General features: G+C 73.6%; 10 protein-coding genes and 1 pseudogene. 9 read left to right on the top strand and 2 right to left on the bottom strand.

Annotated elements, in window-relative coordinates:
- The first annotated feature begins 122 nt into the window (after positions 1-122).
- From CCN39_RS06370 to CCN39_RS06335, 8 genes are all read left to right on the top strand, one after another.
- Positions 123-1,247, top strand: a complete 1,125-nt coding sequence (locus tag CCN39_RS06370) for an SIS domain-containing protein (protein WP_086839305.1) — start codon at positions 123-125, stop codon at positions 1,245-1,247.
- A 1-nt stretch (position 1,248) separates the two neighbouring features.
- The gene (locus CCN39_RS06365) at positions 1,249-2,205 is read left to right on the top strand and encodes an N-acetylglucosamine kinase (protein WP_086839303.1); all 957 of its coding nucleotides are present in this window, start codon (positions 1,249-1,251) and stop codon (positions 2,203-2,205) included.
- Between the two features lie 9 nt (positions 2,206-2,214).
- Entirely contained in the window at positions 2,215-3,111 is an 897-nt protein-coding gene (locus tag CCN39_RS06360; protein WP_086839301.1) for a DMT family transporter, read from the top strand.
- Positions 3,108-4,025 carry a 1-phosphofructokinase family hexose kinase gene (locus tag CCN39_RS06355; protein ID WP_086839299.1) on the top strand — a complete coding sequence of 306 codons (918 nt, stop codon included), beginning with the start codon at positions 3,108-3,110 and terminating at the stop codon, positions 4,023-4,025. The genes CCN39_RS06360 and CCN39_RS06355 overlap by 4 nt, the downstream gene beginning before the upstream one ends.
- Positions 4,022-4,876: a class II fructose-bisphosphate aldolase gene (locus CCN39_RS06350; RefSeq protein WP_086839297.1), complete on the top strand. Its 855-nt coding sequence runs from the start codon at positions 4,022-4,024 to the stop codon at positions 4,874-4,876. Before CCN39_RS06355 ends, CCN39_RS06350 begins: the two co-directional genes overlap by 4 nt.
- A gap of 136 nt (positions 4,877-5,012) precedes the next feature.
- Positions 5,013-5,663 (top strand): hypothetical protein, encoded by a 651-nt coding sequence (locus CCN39_RS06345; RefSeq protein WP_086839294.1) that lies wholly within the window; start codon positions 5,013-5,015, stop codon positions 5,661-5,663.
- A 130-nt stretch (positions 5,664-5,793) separates the two neighbouring features.
- On the top strand, positions 5,794-7,923 hold the full coding sequence (locus tag CCN39_RS06340; protein WP_086839292.1) for a DUF6351 family protein: 2,130 nt from the start codon (positions 5,794-5,796) through the stop codon (positions 7,921-7,923).
- 19 nt (positions 7,924-7,942) lie between these two features.
- A complete protein-coding gene (locus tag CCN39_RS06335) occupies positions 7,943-14,356 on the top strand; it encodes a beta-ketoacyl synthase N-terminal-like domain-containing protein (RefSeq protein WP_086839289.1) in 6,414 nt (2,137 codons plus the stop codon).
- A 114-nt stretch (positions 14,357-14,470) separates the two neighbouring features.
- Here CCN39_RS06335 and CCN39_RS53005 read toward each other — a convergent pair whose 3' ends face one another.
- Complete coding sequence (locus CCN39_RS53005; RefSeq protein WP_434781087.1) at positions 14,471-15,103, bottom strand: alcohol dehydrogenase catalytic domain-containing protein; 633 nt, start codon at positions 15,101-15,103, stop codon at positions 14,471-14,473.
- 45 nt (positions 15,104-15,148) lie between these two features.
- The gene (locus CCN39_RS06325) at positions 15,149-15,565 is read right to left on the bottom strand and encodes a PadR family transcriptional regulator (RefSeq protein ID WP_208630159.1); all 417 of its coding nucleotides are present in this window, start codon (positions 15,563-15,565) and stop codon (positions 15,149-15,151) included.
- Positions 15,566-15,591: 26 nt separating this feature from the next.
- On the opposite strand from CCN39_RS06325, the pseudogene CCN39_RS06320 reads away from it, so the two are divergent.
- A pseudogene (locus CCN39_RS06320) lies at positions 15,592-15,951 on the top strand (ester cyclase); the annotation flags it as partial.
- Positions 15,952-16,240: the final 289 nt, after the last annotated feature.

The following is a 16,240-nucleotide window of genomic DNA, read 5'->3' as shown; positions in this document are numbered from 1 at the left end:
CCGAGCCTACGACAGCCGGCGAAACGCTCACTCCGAATGCGCATTTGGACACCGGACCTTGCCCCCGCGCCGGGGCGCGGATGAGTCTCCGGGAGGACGACAGGAAATCGGAGGCGGCACCTATGCACAGCAGCGGGTGGTGGCCCGGCGACAGCCGGACCGCGCGGGAGATCGGGCAGCAGCCCGCCACCTGGATCCGGGTGGCGGCCGCCGTCCGGCGGGCCCGGCCGGAAATCGAGAGGCTGATCGACGACCCCGGCCGGCGGATCGTGCTCACCGGTGCGGGGACTTCGGCGTTCGTCGGCGAGGTCGTGGCCCGCGACCTCGCCCGCCACCTGGGCCGGCCGGTCGAGGCGATCGCGACCACGGAGATCGTCGCCGATCCGCTCGCCGTCACCGTGGACGACCGGCCGATCCTGCTGGTGTCCTTCGCCCGCAGCGGCAACAGCCCCGAGTCCGTCGCGGCGGCGGACCTGCTGCACCGGCTGACACCCCAGCTGCGGCACCTGGTGATCACGTGCGACCCGGAGGGACAGCTGGCGCGGCGGTGGTCCGGCGCCGCGAACGCGGTCGTGGTGTCCCTTCCGGACGAGGTCAACGACCGCGGGTTCGCGATGACGTCGTCGTTCACCGGGATGGCCCTCTCCGCCCTGCTCGCCTTCGGCGTGGACGTCGACGTCGAGGCGCTGGCCCGCGCCGGGACGGCCGTGCTCGACGATGCCGCGGACCACGCGTCGGCGATTTCCGGCGCCAAACCGGCCCGGCTGGTGTTCCTGGGCTCCGGGCCGCTGCGCGGGCTGGCGCGGGAAGCCGCGCTCAAGTGCCTGGAGCTGACCCGGGGCGAGGTGGTCGGCCTCGCCGATTCCCCGCTGGGGTTCCGGCACGGCCCGAAGTCGGTCCTCGACGAGCGCACCGTCGCCGTCGTGTTCCTCTCCACCGATCCGCACGCGCGGCAGTACGACGTGGACATCGCGCACGAGCTGGTGCAGTCGCTCGGCGACGAGCGGGTGGTCGTGGTGGGCGACGCCACCGACCCGGGGGGCGCGCGGAGCTGGCCCGTGCTCGCGCCACCCGGCCTGCCCGTGGCCGGATACGCGTTGCTCGCCGTCATCGCCGCCCAGACCACGGCGCTCGCGTGCTCGCTCGCGCTGGGCGTCACCCCGGACGACCCGTTCCCCGGCGGGGAGGTGAACCGCGTCGTGCAGGGCGTGGTCATCCACGATTTCACTGCTCCGGAGGTGAGCTGAAGTGTTCCTCGGTGTCGACGGTGGCGGGACGAAGACGGCTTTCTGCCTGGTCGGTCCCGACGGCCGGGTCGTCGCGGAAGCCCGGACCGCGAGCGTGTACTACCTGAGCGAGGGCGTGCAGATCGTGGAACCCCTGTTGCGCCAGGGGATCGGCGAAGTCTGTCAGGCCGCGGGCATCCGGCTCGCGGACATCACCCACGCCTTCTTCGGCCTGCCCGCCTACGGGGAGATCAGCGCCGACGTGCCGGTGCTCGACGAGATACCCGCCCGGATCCTCGGGACGCGGAACTACCGCTGCGGCAACGACATGATCTGCGGCTGGGCCGGGTCGCTGGGTGCCGTCGACGGCATCAACGTCGTCGCCGGCACCGGCTCGATCGCCTACGGCGAACACGACGGCCGGCAGTGGCGCGGTGGTGGCTGGAGCGAGCTGTTCGGCGACGAAGGCTCCGGCTACTGGGTCGCGATCCAGGGCCTGAACGCGTTCAGCCGCATGGTCGACGGGCGGCTGCCGGCCGGCCCGCTCGTCGAAGAACTGCGTCACGCTCTCGGTCTCGCCGCCGACTTCGACGCGATCGACGTCGTCGTGAACCGGTGGCACGGCGACCGGGGCCGCATCGCGGACCTGAGCAAGGTCGTGGTCCGGGCCGCGGACTCCGGTGACGCGGTCGCCACCGGAGTGCTCCGGGAGGCCGGGCGCGAGCTCGCCCTGCTCGTGGACGTCGGCCGAGGTGCTCTCGGTTTCGAGGCCGCGCAACGGGTTCCGGTGTCGTACTCCGGCGGCGTGTTCGGGTCGGCGCACGTGCTGTCGTCGTTCCGCGATGCGCTGTCCCTGGAGTACGACCTGCGGGCGCCGCTGCTGGAACCGCACATCGGTGCCGCGCTCTACGCGGCGCGCCTGCACGGACACCCGTTGCGGGCCGAGCAGGTCCACCCGACCGCGTCCCTGCCTCGCTGAGGAGCCGAAATGACCGGAACCGCGGTGTCCACCCGCGCCTGGATCCCGTACGCGGGACTGCTGGTGCTGTTCTGGGGCGTGTGGGGAGCCTTTTCCAGCCTGCCCACCAAGCTCTACGCCTACCCCGACCCGATGGTGTACGTGGTCTGGGCGCTGACCATGCTCGTGCCCGCATGGTTCTCGCTGCGCGGCCGGAAGTTCGACCGCGGCCGGGTCGCCGCCGGCTACGGGCTGCTGATCGGGCTCACCGGTGCGGGCGGCCAGCTCGTGCTGTTCAAGGCCCTGACGATCGGGCCGGCCTACGTGATCTTCCCGATCGTCGCGCTGTCGCCCGCGATCACCGTGCTGCTGGCGTTCGGCGCGCTGCGGGAACGGCTCGGCGGGTGGTCGTGGGCCGGTGTGGTGCTCGCGCTCGTCGCCGTCGTCCTGTTCTCCGTCTCCACCGGGGACGGCGGTGGCGGCGGGTGGCTCTACCTGGTGCTGGCCGTCCTGGTGTGCGTGGCGTGGGGCGTGCAGGCGTTCTTCATGCGCAAGGCCGCGCTCGCCGGGGTGGACGACGCTTCGACGTTCGGCTGGATGACCGTCAGCGGGCTGCTGCTGATCCCGGTCGCCGTGCTGCTGATGGGCGGGCTCCCGCTGGGGTTCCCGTGGCAGGCGCCCGCGCTCACCGCGGGGACGCAGCTGCTCAACGCGGTCGGCGCGCTGTTCCTCGTGATGGCGATGAGCCGGGGCAAGGCGTCGATCGTGGCGCCGGTGACGAACGCGCTCGCTCCCGTGCTGACGGTCGTCCTGTCGCTGCTGTTCTTCGGCGCCACACCCAGCGGGTTCCAGCTCGCGGGCATCGTGCTGGCCCTGATCGGGTCCACGTTGATGGTGTACCACGCGGAAAAGACCACCGAGTCGTGACATCCCGGATCCTCACGGTCACCCTCAACCCCGCCATCGACGTGACCTACCGGGTGGACACCCTGCGCCCGGGGGAGACCGTCCGGGTGCCGGACGTCCGGTCCCGCGCCGGCGGCAAGGGCGTCAACGTCGCGGCCGTGGTCCGCGAACTGGGCGGCGAGAGCCTGGTGCTGGCCCTGACCACTACCCGGACGCCGGACGAGTTCCGGGACGGGCTGGACGGGCTGGGCCTCGCGCACCGGCTCGTCCCCGCGCTGCCCGCGGTGCGGCGGACCGTGGCGGTGGTGACCCGCACCGACGGCACGACCATGTTGCAGGAGAACGGCTTTCCGGCCGGCGAGACGGCGGAAACCGGCATCCTCGGCGCACTCCGCGCCGAGCTCGCGACCGGCGCGGGAGCCGTCGTGATCTCCGGCAGCGTGCCCGAGGGGCTGGGTGCCGACGTCCCCGCGAAGCTGGTCCGGCTGTGCGTTCGGCACGGCGTGCCGGTCATCGCCGACGTCTCCGGCGCCGCCCTCCGCGAGGCCGCGGGGAGCGGCGCGGTGCTCATGCCGAACGAAGACGAACTGGCGGAACTGGCCGGGCCCGACGCCTGCCGGGACCTCGTGGCCGCGGGAGCACCCGCGGTCGTGGCGACCTTCGGCGCCGAAGGCGCGATCGCCGTCACGGCCGAGGGTGCCTGGCGCGCCCGGCCCGCCGAAGTCGTCACCGGCAACTCCGCCGGTGCCGGCGACGCGGGCGCCGCCGCACTGGCCATGCACCTGACCGGAGTGTCCGAAGTGGACTGGCCGGCGGCGCTGGCGGACGTGGTCGCCACGTCGGCCGCCGCGGTGCTGCGGCCGGTCGCCGGCGAGATCGACGCCGCGGCGAGGAACCGGTGGATCGACGCGGTGAAAGTGGAGAGGACGCGATGAACTGGGCCACCCTGCTGGACGACCTGCGAACGCAGCGGCGCGCGATCGGGGCGTTCAACGCGATCCTGATCGAGCACGCCGAAGCCGTCGTGGCCGGTGCGGAGCGCAGCGGGTTCCCGGTGGTGCTGCAGATCTCGCAGAACGCCGTCCGCTACCACGGTTCGCTCGCGCCGTTCGCGCTCGCCTGCCTGCGGCTGGCCGAGGCCGCGACCGTGCCCGTCCTCGTCCACCTCGACCACGTCGAGGACGAGCAGCTGATCCGGGAGGGGCTCGACCTGGGCATCACGTCCGTCATGTTCGACGCCGCGGCGTTGCCCTACGCGGAGAACGTGGCCCGGACGAAGGCCGTCGCCGAACGCTGCCACGCCGCGGGCTGCCGCGTCGAGGCGGAGCTCGGCGAGATCGGCGGCAAGGACGGCGCCCACGCCCCCGGCGTGCGCACGGACCCGGACGAGGCCCGCGCGTTCGTCGCCGCGACCGGCGTGGACTCCCTCGCCGTGGCCGTCGGCTCGTCGCACGCCATGGCCGACCGCAGCGCGGTGCTGGACGAAGCGCTGATCGCGGCGCTGGCGCACGAAGTCCCGGTACCGCTGGTGCTGCACGGTTCGTCCGGCGTGCCCGACGAAGGCCTGCGCGGGGCGGTGGCGAACGGGATCGTGAAGGTCAACATCGGAACGCGGCTGAACCAGGTGCTCACCGAAGCCGTGCGCTCGACACTGGGGTCGCACTCGACGGTCACCGACCCCCGCCGCTACCTGGCCCCCGGCCGGGACGCGGTCCGCGACGAGGTGGCCCGGCTGCTCACGTTGCTCGCGAAGGGCGGCCATCCGGGTGGCGCACTCGGCTGTTGAGCTGAAACCGGCTGCCCCGCAACGCTTTCGGCCGAATCCGGTGTAACACCGGGAACGTCGGCGCGACTCCCTGCTCGGAGTTCGTTCGGAGAATCCGCGCTGACGACGCCTTCGGGCGTGGAAGGAACGTGCACGCATGCAGATCACCGAGGTGTCGGCCGACGGCCGGGAGGCTGTCGTCAAGGTTCTTCTGACCTGGATCGACCTCGCCCCGGGGGTGCTCAAGGCCCAGCTGAAACGGCAGCTGAGGTACACCGATCGCGACTACGTGGCCAAGGAGATCAAATCGATGGCCGGCGCACTGGGCGGGCCTTCGTCGGCGAAGGAGCACTACTTCGTCGCCTCGCACGACGACGAAGTCCTCGCGGTGATGAAAGTCGGTTTGTGGAAGAACCTGGTGCTGAACCACATCATCGCCAAGCCCAAGGCGGAAAACGCGAGGTGGCCGGGCGGGGAGAGCCCGGTCAGCGCGCTGATGGCGAAGGCCGAGTCCTACGCACGGGAGAACGGCAAGACGGTCGTCGAGCTGAACGCCGAGGACCCGTCGTTGATCCCGCTGTACTTCTACTACGGCTACCTGCTGATCGACGAGCAGCTGCAGGCCGAGGTGGCCACCGCGCTCGGGCTCGCCGGAGTCGGCCCGGACACCTGGAAGGCCGCGTGCAAGGACGTCCTCGCCGGGCTGAGCGGCAGCCGGGGCGACGAGTGGGGCGCGGCGATCGAACGGATCGGGCCGGCCCGGGCGTCGGGATTCGAGAAGGAGCGGATGCAGAAGAAGGTGGGTTAGCGGGAAGCGTGCGGTGCCCTCCGCGGAGGGCACCGCCGGCCGGCCGTTGTTCCGGCCGGGCCGCAGGTGCTATACCGGGCGGTAGCCCGGTGTCGCGACGACGCGATGCCACGAACGACCGGAGGGTCTGGTGGCACACCGTGCTGTGCGTTCGTCCGTCGTGGTCGCGGCCTTGACCGCGCCCGTCCTCCTGCTGGGGACCGCGACGGCGGTGGCCGCTTCGCCGGGCCGGCCGCTGACGATCGAGACCGTGTCGAACCCGCGGCCCGCGCTCGTGAGCGGGGGACAGGTCCTGGTCAGGGTCGTCCCGCCGGCCGGGCGGGTCACCGTCAGCGCCAACGGCCACGACGTCACCTCGAGTTTCCGCGCCCAGCCGGACGGCAGCCTGCTCGGCCTGGTGACCGGCCTGCGCGACGGCGTCAACGACCTGAGCGCCCGGGCGCGGGACCGGCGGGCGGACCTGCGCGTCACGAACCACCCGATCACCGGGCCCGTCTTCTCCGGCGCCCAGCAGCTCCCGTTCTACTGCGAAACCCCGGCGTTCGGCCTCCCCGCGGCGTCGCAGCCGTTCTGCAGCGCGCCGACCCAGGTGAGTTACCAGTACCGGACCACGGCGGGGACGTTCGCGCCGCTGGCGGACCCGGCGGCCCGGCCCGCGGACCTCGCGACGGCCACCGTCGGCGGCCGCGCGGTGCCGTACGTGGTCCGCGTCGAGCGCGGCACGATCGACCGCGCCGTCTACGAGATCGCGGCGCTTTACGACGGCACGCCGTCGCCCGTCGCGCCGGAGGGCAGCTGGAACGGGAAGCTGGTCTACACCTTCGGCGGCGGCTGCAACGCGGGCTACCACCAGGGCACCTCGACCGGCGGCGTCGTCAACGACCTGTTCCTGGCCCGGGGCTTCGCGGTCGCGTCCTCGACGCTGAACGTCCTCGACACCAACTGCAGCCCGATCATCTCGGCCGAGGCGGCGATGATGGTCAAGGAACACTTCGTCGAGACCTACGGCCCGGTCGCCCACACCATCGGCTGGGGTGGCTCGGGCGGGGCGATCCAGCAGTACGACATCGCGGAGAACTACCCCGGCATCGTCGACGGCATCATCCCCGGCGTCTCGTTCCCGGACCCGCTGAGCACGGGCGGCCCGGTGTCGGACTGCCGCCTGCTGGAGCGGTACTTCGCCGGGCCGGGCGCGTCGTTCACCGCGGCGCAGAAGCAGGCCGTGGCGGGTTTCGCCAGCTACGACACCTGCGTCTCCTGGGACAAGACGTTCGCCAGCCGGGCCACCGCGACCGGCAGCTGCAACGCGGCCATCCCGGTGTCGGCGCGCTGGGATCCGGTCACCAACCCGCGTGGGGTGAAGTGCAACTCGAACGAGCAGCTGGTCAACCAGCTCGGGCGGGATCCGAAGACCGGGTTCGTGCGCAGCCCGCTGGACACCACCGGTGTGCAGTACGGCCTGAACGCGCTGAAGGCCGGGACGATCACCGCGGCCCAGTTCGTGGACCTCAACGCTGCCATCGGCGGCCTCGACTACACGGGAACGCCGGTGCCGCAGCGGATCGCGGCCGATCCGAAGGCCCTCGCCACGGTGTACGCCGAGGATCTCGTGAACTCGGCGTCGCAAGGCCTGCGGGAAACGCCGATCATCGACCAGCGGACCGATCTCGACTTCGCCGGGTTCGGCAACGACATCCACACCACCGAGTGGTCCTACGTGCTGCGGCAACGGCTTCTGCGGGCCAACGGCACCGCGGGCAACCAGGTCATCATCGAAAACCACCCCACCGCGGCCGAAGTGGCGGCGGCCGGCGCCTACGAGCTCGACGCGATGGACCGCTGGCTCACCGCGATCGACGCCGACGGTTCGCACCGGAGCCGACGGCAGAAGGTGCTGGCGAACCGGCCGGGCGATCTCGGCGACGGGTGCTACCTCTCCGCGGCGTCGCGGATCACCGAGAAGCTGACGTACCCGGCGAGCGGCCAGTGCGGCGCGCAGTACCCGGTCGCGGCCAACACCCGGATGGTCGCGGGGGAGAGCCTGGCCCTCGACGTGCTGAAGTGCCGGCTGAAGCCCCTGGACTTCCGCGACTACGCGGTCACCTTCACCGCTGCGGAGAAGAAGCGGCTGCGGGCGGCGTTCCCCGACGGCGTCTGCGACTACAGCCGCCCGGGTGTCGGGCAGCGGCCCCCGATCGGGACCTGGCTGAGCTACGGGGACGAACGGACCGGCACCACGCCGCCGACGCAGCCGCGGTGATTGCGGTATACCCGGAGCAGTGGAGGAAATCCGGACCGAGTTCGTTCGCCCGCTGCTGACGGCGTTGTCCGCGCACCCCGCGGACCGCCCCGCCTACTCCGACGGCCGGCGGACGCTGACCTACGGTGAGCTGTCCCGCGCCAGTGCCGATCTCGCCGCGGGGCTCGGCGTGGCCCGCGGCGATCGCGTGCTGATCCACGTCGGCGACCGGCTCGAGTTCGTCGTCGCCCTGCTGGCGGTGCTGCGGGCGGCGGCCGTCGGGGTCCCGGTGAGCGCACGGTCGACCGAGGCCGAGCTCGCCCACCTGGCCGAAGACTCGGGGGCGACGCTCCTCATCACCGAGGCGCGGCACGCCGAGGTGGCGGAACGACTGCGGCCGGGCCTGCGGGTGCTCTTCGTCGAGGACCCGCCGGCGCCGGACGGACCGCCGCGGGACGACCTCGGGCTCGACGAGCCGGCTTGGCTGCTCTACACCTCCGGCACCACCGGCCGCCCGAAAGGCGTTCTCCTCTCGCAGCGGGCGATGCTGTGGTCGACCGCCGCCTGCTACGTGCCCGTGTTCGGGATCGAGGCCGGGGACACCGTGGTGTGGCCGCTGCCGACCCATCACGCCTACGCCCTGTCGCTCGCCTTCACCGCCACGATCGCGCTCGGCGCCCACACCCGCCTGGCCGACGGCTGCTCGCCGGAACTGCTCGCGGAGTATCCGGGCTGCGTGCTCGCGGGGGTGCCGGCCACCTACCTGCGGCTCCGCCAGGAGGCCGACGGCCCGGTGGTCGCCCCGAGGCTGTGCCTGACCGGCGGTGCGCCGTGCACGCCGTCGACCCGCGCCGCGGTCCGGGAGCTGTTCGGCCTGCCCCTCGCGGACGGCTACGGGAGCACCGAAACGGGCGGCAAGGTGGCCGTGGAGCGGCCCGGCGAACCGGGACTCGTCCCGGTGCCGGGCATGGACGTCCGGATCGACGCGGGGGAGGTGCTCGTCCGCGGCCCGGGATTGATGCTGGGCTACCACGGGCAGCCCGGGTCGCCGCTCGAGGACGGCTGGTACCGCACGGGCGACGCCGGCCGGCTCGAGGACGGCCGGCTGGTGCTGGCCGGCCGGGTCGACGACGTGATCGTCTGCGGCGGCCAGAACGTGCACCCGACCGAGATCGAGGCGGTGCTCGAAGAAGCGCCGTCGGTGCGGGACGTCCTCGTGACCGGCCGCCCCGACGACGTCGTCGGCGAAGTGCCGGTCGCGTTCGTCGTCGCCGGGCCGGACGGCTTCGACGCCGAGGAACTGCGCCGCCTCTGCCTCAGCCGGCTTTCGCTGCACAAGGTGCCGGTGGCCTACGTCGAAGTCGGCTCGATCCCGCGGACCGCGTCGGGCAAACCGAGGCGGAACGCCCTGAAGCAGCCCGATCTCGCCACGGTGGTGCGAGCCGAGCTGACGGCCCTCTGCGGGCACGACGGCGGCGACGGGTGGCGGGACCGGCCGTTCACCGATCTCGGGTTGTCCTCCCTGGCCGGCGTGCAGTTCCGGCACCGCATCACCGCGCTGACCGGCGTGCCCGTCCCGCACTCGCTGATCTACGACTTCCCCACGCCGGGCGCGGTGATCGCCGAGCTGACGCGGCTGGGCTCGGCTCCCCGCCAGGAGCCGACGCGGGCGGCTCCGGCGCCGTCCGGGGAACCGATCGCCGTCGTGGCGATGGCGTGCCGGTTCCCCGGCGGGGTGCGCTCGCCGGAGGACCTGTGGCGGCTCGTGGCGGACCGGGTGGACGCGACGGGGGAGTTCCCCGCCGACCGCGGCTGGGACGTGGCGGAGCTGTACGACCCGGATCCGGACCGGATCGGGCACTCGGTGACCCGCCGCGGCGGGTTCCTCGACGGGTTCGCGGACTTCGACGCCGGGATGTTCGGCATCTCCCCGCGGGAGGCCCTGGCGACCGACCCGCAGCAGCGGTTGCTGCTGGAGACGTCCTGGGAGGCGTTCGAGCGGGCCGGCTTCGACGTCTCGACGCTGCGTGGCAGCGACACGGGCGTGTTCGTCGGCGTGATGAACGAGGACTACGCGAGCCGGTTCACCACCCACCACGAACTCGAGGCGTGGCTGGGCATCGGCTCCTCGCACGCGGTGGCCTCGGGCCGGATCTCCTACACCTTCGGGCTCACCGGACCGGCCCTCACCGTCGACACGGCCTGCTCGTCGTCGCTGGTCGCCCTGCACCTGGCCGTGAAGGCGCTGCGCGACGGGGAGTGTTCGCTCGCCCTCGCCGGCGGGGCCACGGTGATGGCCACCCCGCGGACGTTCCTGGCCTTCAGCCGGCAGCGCGGCCTGTCCCCGGACGGCCGCTGCCGGTCCTACGCGGCGGGAGCGGACGGCACGGCGTGGTCGGAGGGCGCCGGCGTGATCCTGCTGGAACGGCTGTCCGACGCCCGCCGGAACGGGCACCCGGTGCTGGCCGTGCTGCGCGGCACCGCGGTGAACGCCGACGGCGCGTCGAACGGCCTGACCGCGCCCAGCGGACGCGCCCAGCAGGCGCTGATCGCGGCGGCGCTCGCGGACGCGGGGCTGACCGCGGCGGACGTCGACGCCGTCGAAGGGCACGGCACGGGAACCCCGCTGGGCGACCCGATCGAGGCGGACGCGCTGATGGCGGCGTACGGGCGGGGCCCGCGCCGGGCGCCGCTCCGGCTCGGCTCGGTGAAGTCGAACATCGGCCACACCCAGGCCGCCGCCGGGATCGCCGGCGTGATCAAGGTGGTGGCGGCGTTGGAGCACGAGCACCTGCCGCCGTCGCTGCACGCGGACGAGCCGAGCCCGCACGTCGACTGGTCGGCCGGCGGGGTGGAACTGCTGGCGGAGGGCCGGCCCTGGCCGCGGACCGACCGGGCCCGCCGGGCGGGCGTGTCGGCCTTCGGGATCGGCGGCACCAACGCGCACGTGATCGTCGAAGAGGCGCCGCCGCCGGATTCTTCGGCCCGCCGGCCGTTTCCCGCGGCGCCCTGGCTGCTCAGCGCCGCGGACGGGGACGCGCTCCGGCTCGTCGCCGCCGGGCTGGCCGAGGCCCCCGACACCGTCGACGTCGCCTACACCCTCGCCCGGCGGACGCCGCTCGCGCACCGCGTGCTGGTGCCCCCGGCGAACCGGGAGGCCCTGCGAGCGGTCGCCGACGGGCGCGTGCCCGGCCGGGCCGTCCGGAGCGGAACCCGGCTGGCCGTGGTGTTCGGCGGGCAGGGCGCGCAGCGGGCCGGGATGGGCCGGGAGCTGGCCGAGCGGTTCCCGGTGTTCGCCGATGCCTTCGAGGAGGCGTGCACAGCCCTGGGCGATGACGTGCGCGACGTCGCCTTCGCCGGCGGGGAAGCGCTGGACCGCACCGACCACGCCCAAGCCGCGCTGTTCGCCTTCGGCGTCGCGCAGTACCGGTTGTTCGAGTCGTGGGGCCTGCGCCCCGACGTCCTGCTGGGCCATTCGATCGGGGAGATCACCGCCGCGCACGTCGCCGGCGTGCTGTCGCTGGCGGACGCGGCGACGCTCGTGGCGGCGCGCGGCCGGCTCATGGCCGCGCTGCCCGGCGACGGGGTGATGATCGCCGTGGTGGCCGCCGAGGCGGACGTGGCTCCGCACGTGGGTGGCGCCGTCGCCATCGCCTCGGTCATCGGGCCGCGTGCGGTCGTGCTCTCCGGGGAGAGGGCCGCGACGACGGCGCTCGCCGATCGCTTCGGCGGCGGGACGCTCCTGCGCGTCAGCCACGCCTTCCACTCCCCGCTGCTGGAGCCGATGCTCGACGAGTTCCACGAGGTCGCTGCCGGATTGCCGCACCACCGTCCCGCCCTCCCGCTCGTCTCGTGCGTGACCGGCGAACCGGTCGAGGAGATCGAGCCTGGCCACTGGCGCCGGCACGCTCGTTCGACGGTGCGCTTCGCCGACGCGCTCGACACGGCGGCCGCGCCCGGGCCGGCCATCGGCCTCGAGATCGGCCCGGCGCCGACGCTCGGCCGCCTGGCCGCCGACGTCCTGCCCATGACGGCGGCCAGGATGTCGGGCTTCGGCGCGCTGGCCGCGGCGGGCGCGGTGCACACGGCCGGCGTGCGGGTGGACTGGCCCGCGGTGTTCGCCGGTTCGGGCGCGCGGATCACGCCGTTGCCCACGTACCCGTTCAAGCGCACCCGGTACTGGCTGGACCAGCAGGCCCCGGAGCGGGCCGGCGGCGACCACGCGGTGCTCGGCCCGCCGCTGGAAGCGCCCGACTCGCCGCGGGTCGTGCACGGAGGCTCGCTCGGCCTCCGCAGCCACCGGTGGCTCGCCGACCACGTCGTCGGCGGATCCGTGCTGGTGCCGGGGACGGTGTTCACCGAGCTGGCCCTGCACGCGGGCGGCGCGGCCGTCGAGGAACTCGCGATCGAAGCCCCGCTGCGCCTGGACGAGGACGTCCACGTCCAGGTCGTCGTGGACGAGCCGAGGATCGACATCTACGCCCGCGCCCGCGACGACCGGCACTGGCGGAAGCACGCCGGGGGCAAGCTCCGCCCCCGCGGCCCGCTCCCGCCCGGCTGGCGCGGGCAGTGGCCGCCGGCCGGGGCCGCGGAAGCCGACGTCGCCGAGGCGTACCGCGCCCACGCCTACGGGCCCGCCTTCCGAGCGGTGCACCGGTTGTGGGTGCGCGACGAGGAGTTCTTCGCCGAGGTCGAGGTGCCGCCGGGCGTCGGCGGCCGGTTCGAGCTGCACCCGGTCCTGCTGGACGCGGCCGTGCACGCCACCGCCCTCGCCGAGGGGCCGGCGGCCGAGCGTCGGGTGCCGTTCCTCTGGAGCGGGGTCGAGGTCTACGCGCCCGGTGCCCGGCGGGCCAGGGTGCACGGCGTCCGCCTCGGCACCGGCGCGGTCCGCGTCACGCTGTACGACGAAGCGGGGAACCCGACGGCGGCGATCGCCTCGCTCACGACCCGCCCGATGGCGCCGCCCGACACGATGCTCTACCGTCCACAGTGGATCCCGAGCCCGCCCGCGGCAGCCACGGAACCGGTCCGCACCGTCGAAATCATCGGTGCTCCGGGCGACCTCCGCGCAGCGGCCGGCCACGCGCTCACCGTGCTGCAGGACTGGCAGGGCAGCGCCGACCGGCTGCTCCTGGTCACCCGCAACGCCACCGGCCCCGACCCCGACCCGGCGGCCGCGGCGGCCTGGGGCCTGGGCTGCGCGGCCGCGGCGGAACACCCGGGCCGGATCAGCCTGGTCGACCTCGAACCGGAGTTCCCGGTGACGCGCGCGGCCGACCTGGCAGGCGGCAGCGCGGAGCCGCAGATCGCCATCCGCGACGGAGTGCCGCACGTCCTGCGGATCACCCGCGCGGCCCCGGCACCGGCGCGCCCGATCGACCCGGCCGGGACGGTGCTGATCACCGGTGGGACGGGAGCGCTCGGAGCGCTGCTGGCCCGGCATCTGGTGACGGCGCACGACATCCGCCACCTCCTGCTGGTGAGCCGACGAGGCCCGGCGGCCCCCGGAGCTCCGGAACTGCTCGCGTCGCTGCGAGAACTCGGCGCGGACGTGCGGATCGTCGCGGCCGACGTCGCGGACCGGGCGACAGTCTCGCGCCTGGTCACCGGCTGCGACCCACCGCTGACGGCGGTGATCCACAGCGCGGCCGTGGTCGACGACGGCGTGCTGGCGGCCCAGACGCCGGAGCGCTTGGACGTGGTGCTGCGCCCCAAAGCGGACGCGGCGCTGGTCCTCGACGAGCTGACCCGGGACCTGCCGCTGACGGCGTTCATCCTGTTTTCCTCGGTGGCCGGCGTGTTCGGCAAGGCGGGCCAGGCCAACTACGCGGCGGCGAACCGGGTCCTGGACGCGCTGGCCTCCCGCCGCCGGGCGGCCGGCCACCCCGCGTTGTCCTTGGCATGGGGCCTGTGGGACCTGGGCACCGGCCTCGGCGATCGCATCTCGGCCACAGCCCGGCGGCGGATGAACGCCTCCGGCGTCGAGGGCCTGACGGCCGAGCAGGGCCTGGCCCTGTTCGACGCGGCGTTGGGCTCGCCCGAGCCGGTCCTGGTCCCGGTCCGCTTCGACCCGTCGGCGTCGATGGCCCCGCCGACCGGCGCTGCGGCCGCCCGCCTGCCATCGGTGCGGCCCGGCTGGCCGCCGAACCCACCCGAGCCGGAGCTACGAGAGCTGCTGCGCGCGGAGGTCGCGGCGGTCCTGGGCCACCCGGACCCAACGGTGATCGCCGACGACCGCCCATTCCCGGAGCTCGGCTTCGATTCGCTGACGGTGATCGAGCTGCGCACCCGCCTCACGGAGGTGTCGGGCCTCGACTTGCCGGCGACGGTCGTCTTCGACCGGCCCACCGTGGCGGAGCTGGCCCGGTACCTCTCGGGCCGCCTGACGGCGCGTCAGAAGTCCGCCGTCCGTCCCCCGATCCCGGTCGGTGCCAGGCCCGTGCCGGAAGCCTGAGCCACCCCGAGTATTCGGTGGAGTCACTGCCGATCAGGCGCAGGACGACGTTGCTGAACAGCAGGTTCCAGAAGGGGATCCCGGTCCGGTCCGCTCGCGTCGCGTAGGCGGCGATCACCGCGCCGTTCGCGACCACGGCGTTGTCCAGGTCGGCGTTGTCGGACAGGGAGACCTCGACGACCCGGTACACGCCCTCGGGCGCGTACGCGCGGATGGCCGCCGCCGGGTCCTGCTGGTCCAGCGCCACGGCGTCGGCCACGACCGCCGGGTCGACCTGGGCGAGGTCCGCACCGCGCCGGACCGTGCCGAGCACCCTCGCCCCACCCCAGCAAGCGAGCTGAGCGGCCAGGGAGCCGACCCCGCCGAGGACGGCCTTGCACCAGCACGAGCTTGCCCTCCACCGGGACGTCGGCGAACACGGCGCGGTGGGCGGTGATGCCGGGGATGCCCAGGGCCGCGCCGAGCTCGTCGCCGAGGTGGCCGGGCAGCGGGACGGCCAGACCGGCGTACCTCCACCCCCTCGCCCACGGCGTCGACGACCCCGGCGGCGTCGCTGTGCGGGATCACGCGAGGGAAGGGCATCGACGAGCCGAGCCAGCCGCGCCGCTTCTTGGTGTCGCCGGGATTGACCCCGGAGACGGTGACGCGAACACGGACCTCTTCCGGGCCGGGGGTGGGGTCGGCCAGCTCGCCGACACACAGCACGTCGGCGGCGGGGCCTTGGCGGTCGTACCAGGACGCAAGCATGGGGCGGCTACTTTCGGGGTCGATCAGCTGACGGGTCGCGGGCGGTCAGCAGCATGCCGCGTCGGTAGGGTCGCCCTCGTAGAAGAAGCTCGCCGGTGCCTCCAGGAACTCCAGGCGCCGCCGCAGCACCGCGTGCTGTTCGTCGACGTCCGGCAGCAGGGACAGGAACGCCAAGATCGTGAAGAACCGCGTGAAGTCGCTGATCTCATGGTCAGCCGGCGCGCGAAGCCGCCTGAGCAGCTCGGCGCGGCCGGCGGCGGTGACGTTCAGCAGGTAGCGGGCCGCACCTCCCGCGGGGTCCGCGCGCCGCTTCAACAGGCCCGCCGCGGCAAGACGCTTGATCGCCGGGTACAGGCTCCCGTCGCTCACCGGCCGGGTGTAGCCCATCAGCCCCGAGACGCGGCGGCGCAGTTCGTGTCCGGGCAACGGCCGCTCGGCCAGGAAGCCGAGGATCGCGAGCAAGTGCAGGAAGAGAGGCGGACGGACATGTCGCCGCAGTCCACCGAATCCGTGCCCCGGATGCCGAGTTTCACGCGCCAAGCCACCCGCAACCGTTGCGGGGGCCCGGGGGCTACCTGGAGCTGATCGCGATGATGCGCGCCGGCTTCCCGGATGTCCGGTGGACGCTGGAAGAGACCGTCACCGAGGGGAACACGGTGGCCGCCCGGTTCACCATGCGCGGGACGCACCGAGGCGAGTTCTTCGGAGTCCCGGCCAGCGGGAGGACGATCTCGGTCCAGGCCATGAACTTCTACTACCTGTCGGACGGAAAGATCATCAAGGAGCGGGGCCAGCCCGACCGTTGCGGGTGTGTCACGGCAGAGTCGACGACGTCTCCGACGTGCTGAACGAGCTCGACAACGTCGTCTTAGATCGGCAAGCAGGCCGGGCGCGCTGTTCCAGCGTGTCTGCCCAGCCGTCGAGGCTGCTGATGGCAACGCTGATCTGTTGCGTGTCGATCGACGTCACTGTCGGCCAGCCCGGGCGGAGCGGAGGTGGGCGTCGCAGCTGGTCGCGGGGCCGGCTGGATTCGCCGCACGAGCTCGGCAGCTCTGTCCCTGCCGGACGTGGTGTGGTTGAGCGGCCAGTCGGGCCGCGCGGAACATCGCTGCCAGGACCGCGCGGCCGACCGGGCAG

Origin of the sequence: Amycolatopsis kentuckyensis (genome assembly GCF_002155975.1) — a bacterium.
Taxonomy (GTDB): domain Bacteria; phylum Actinomycetota; class Actinomycetes; order Mycobacteriales; family Pseudonocardiaceae; genus Amycolatopsis; species Amycolatopsis kentuckyensis.
The sequence above is the reverse complement of the archived record's forward strand: the minus strand, read 5'-3'. Positions and strand labels throughout refer to the sequence as shown.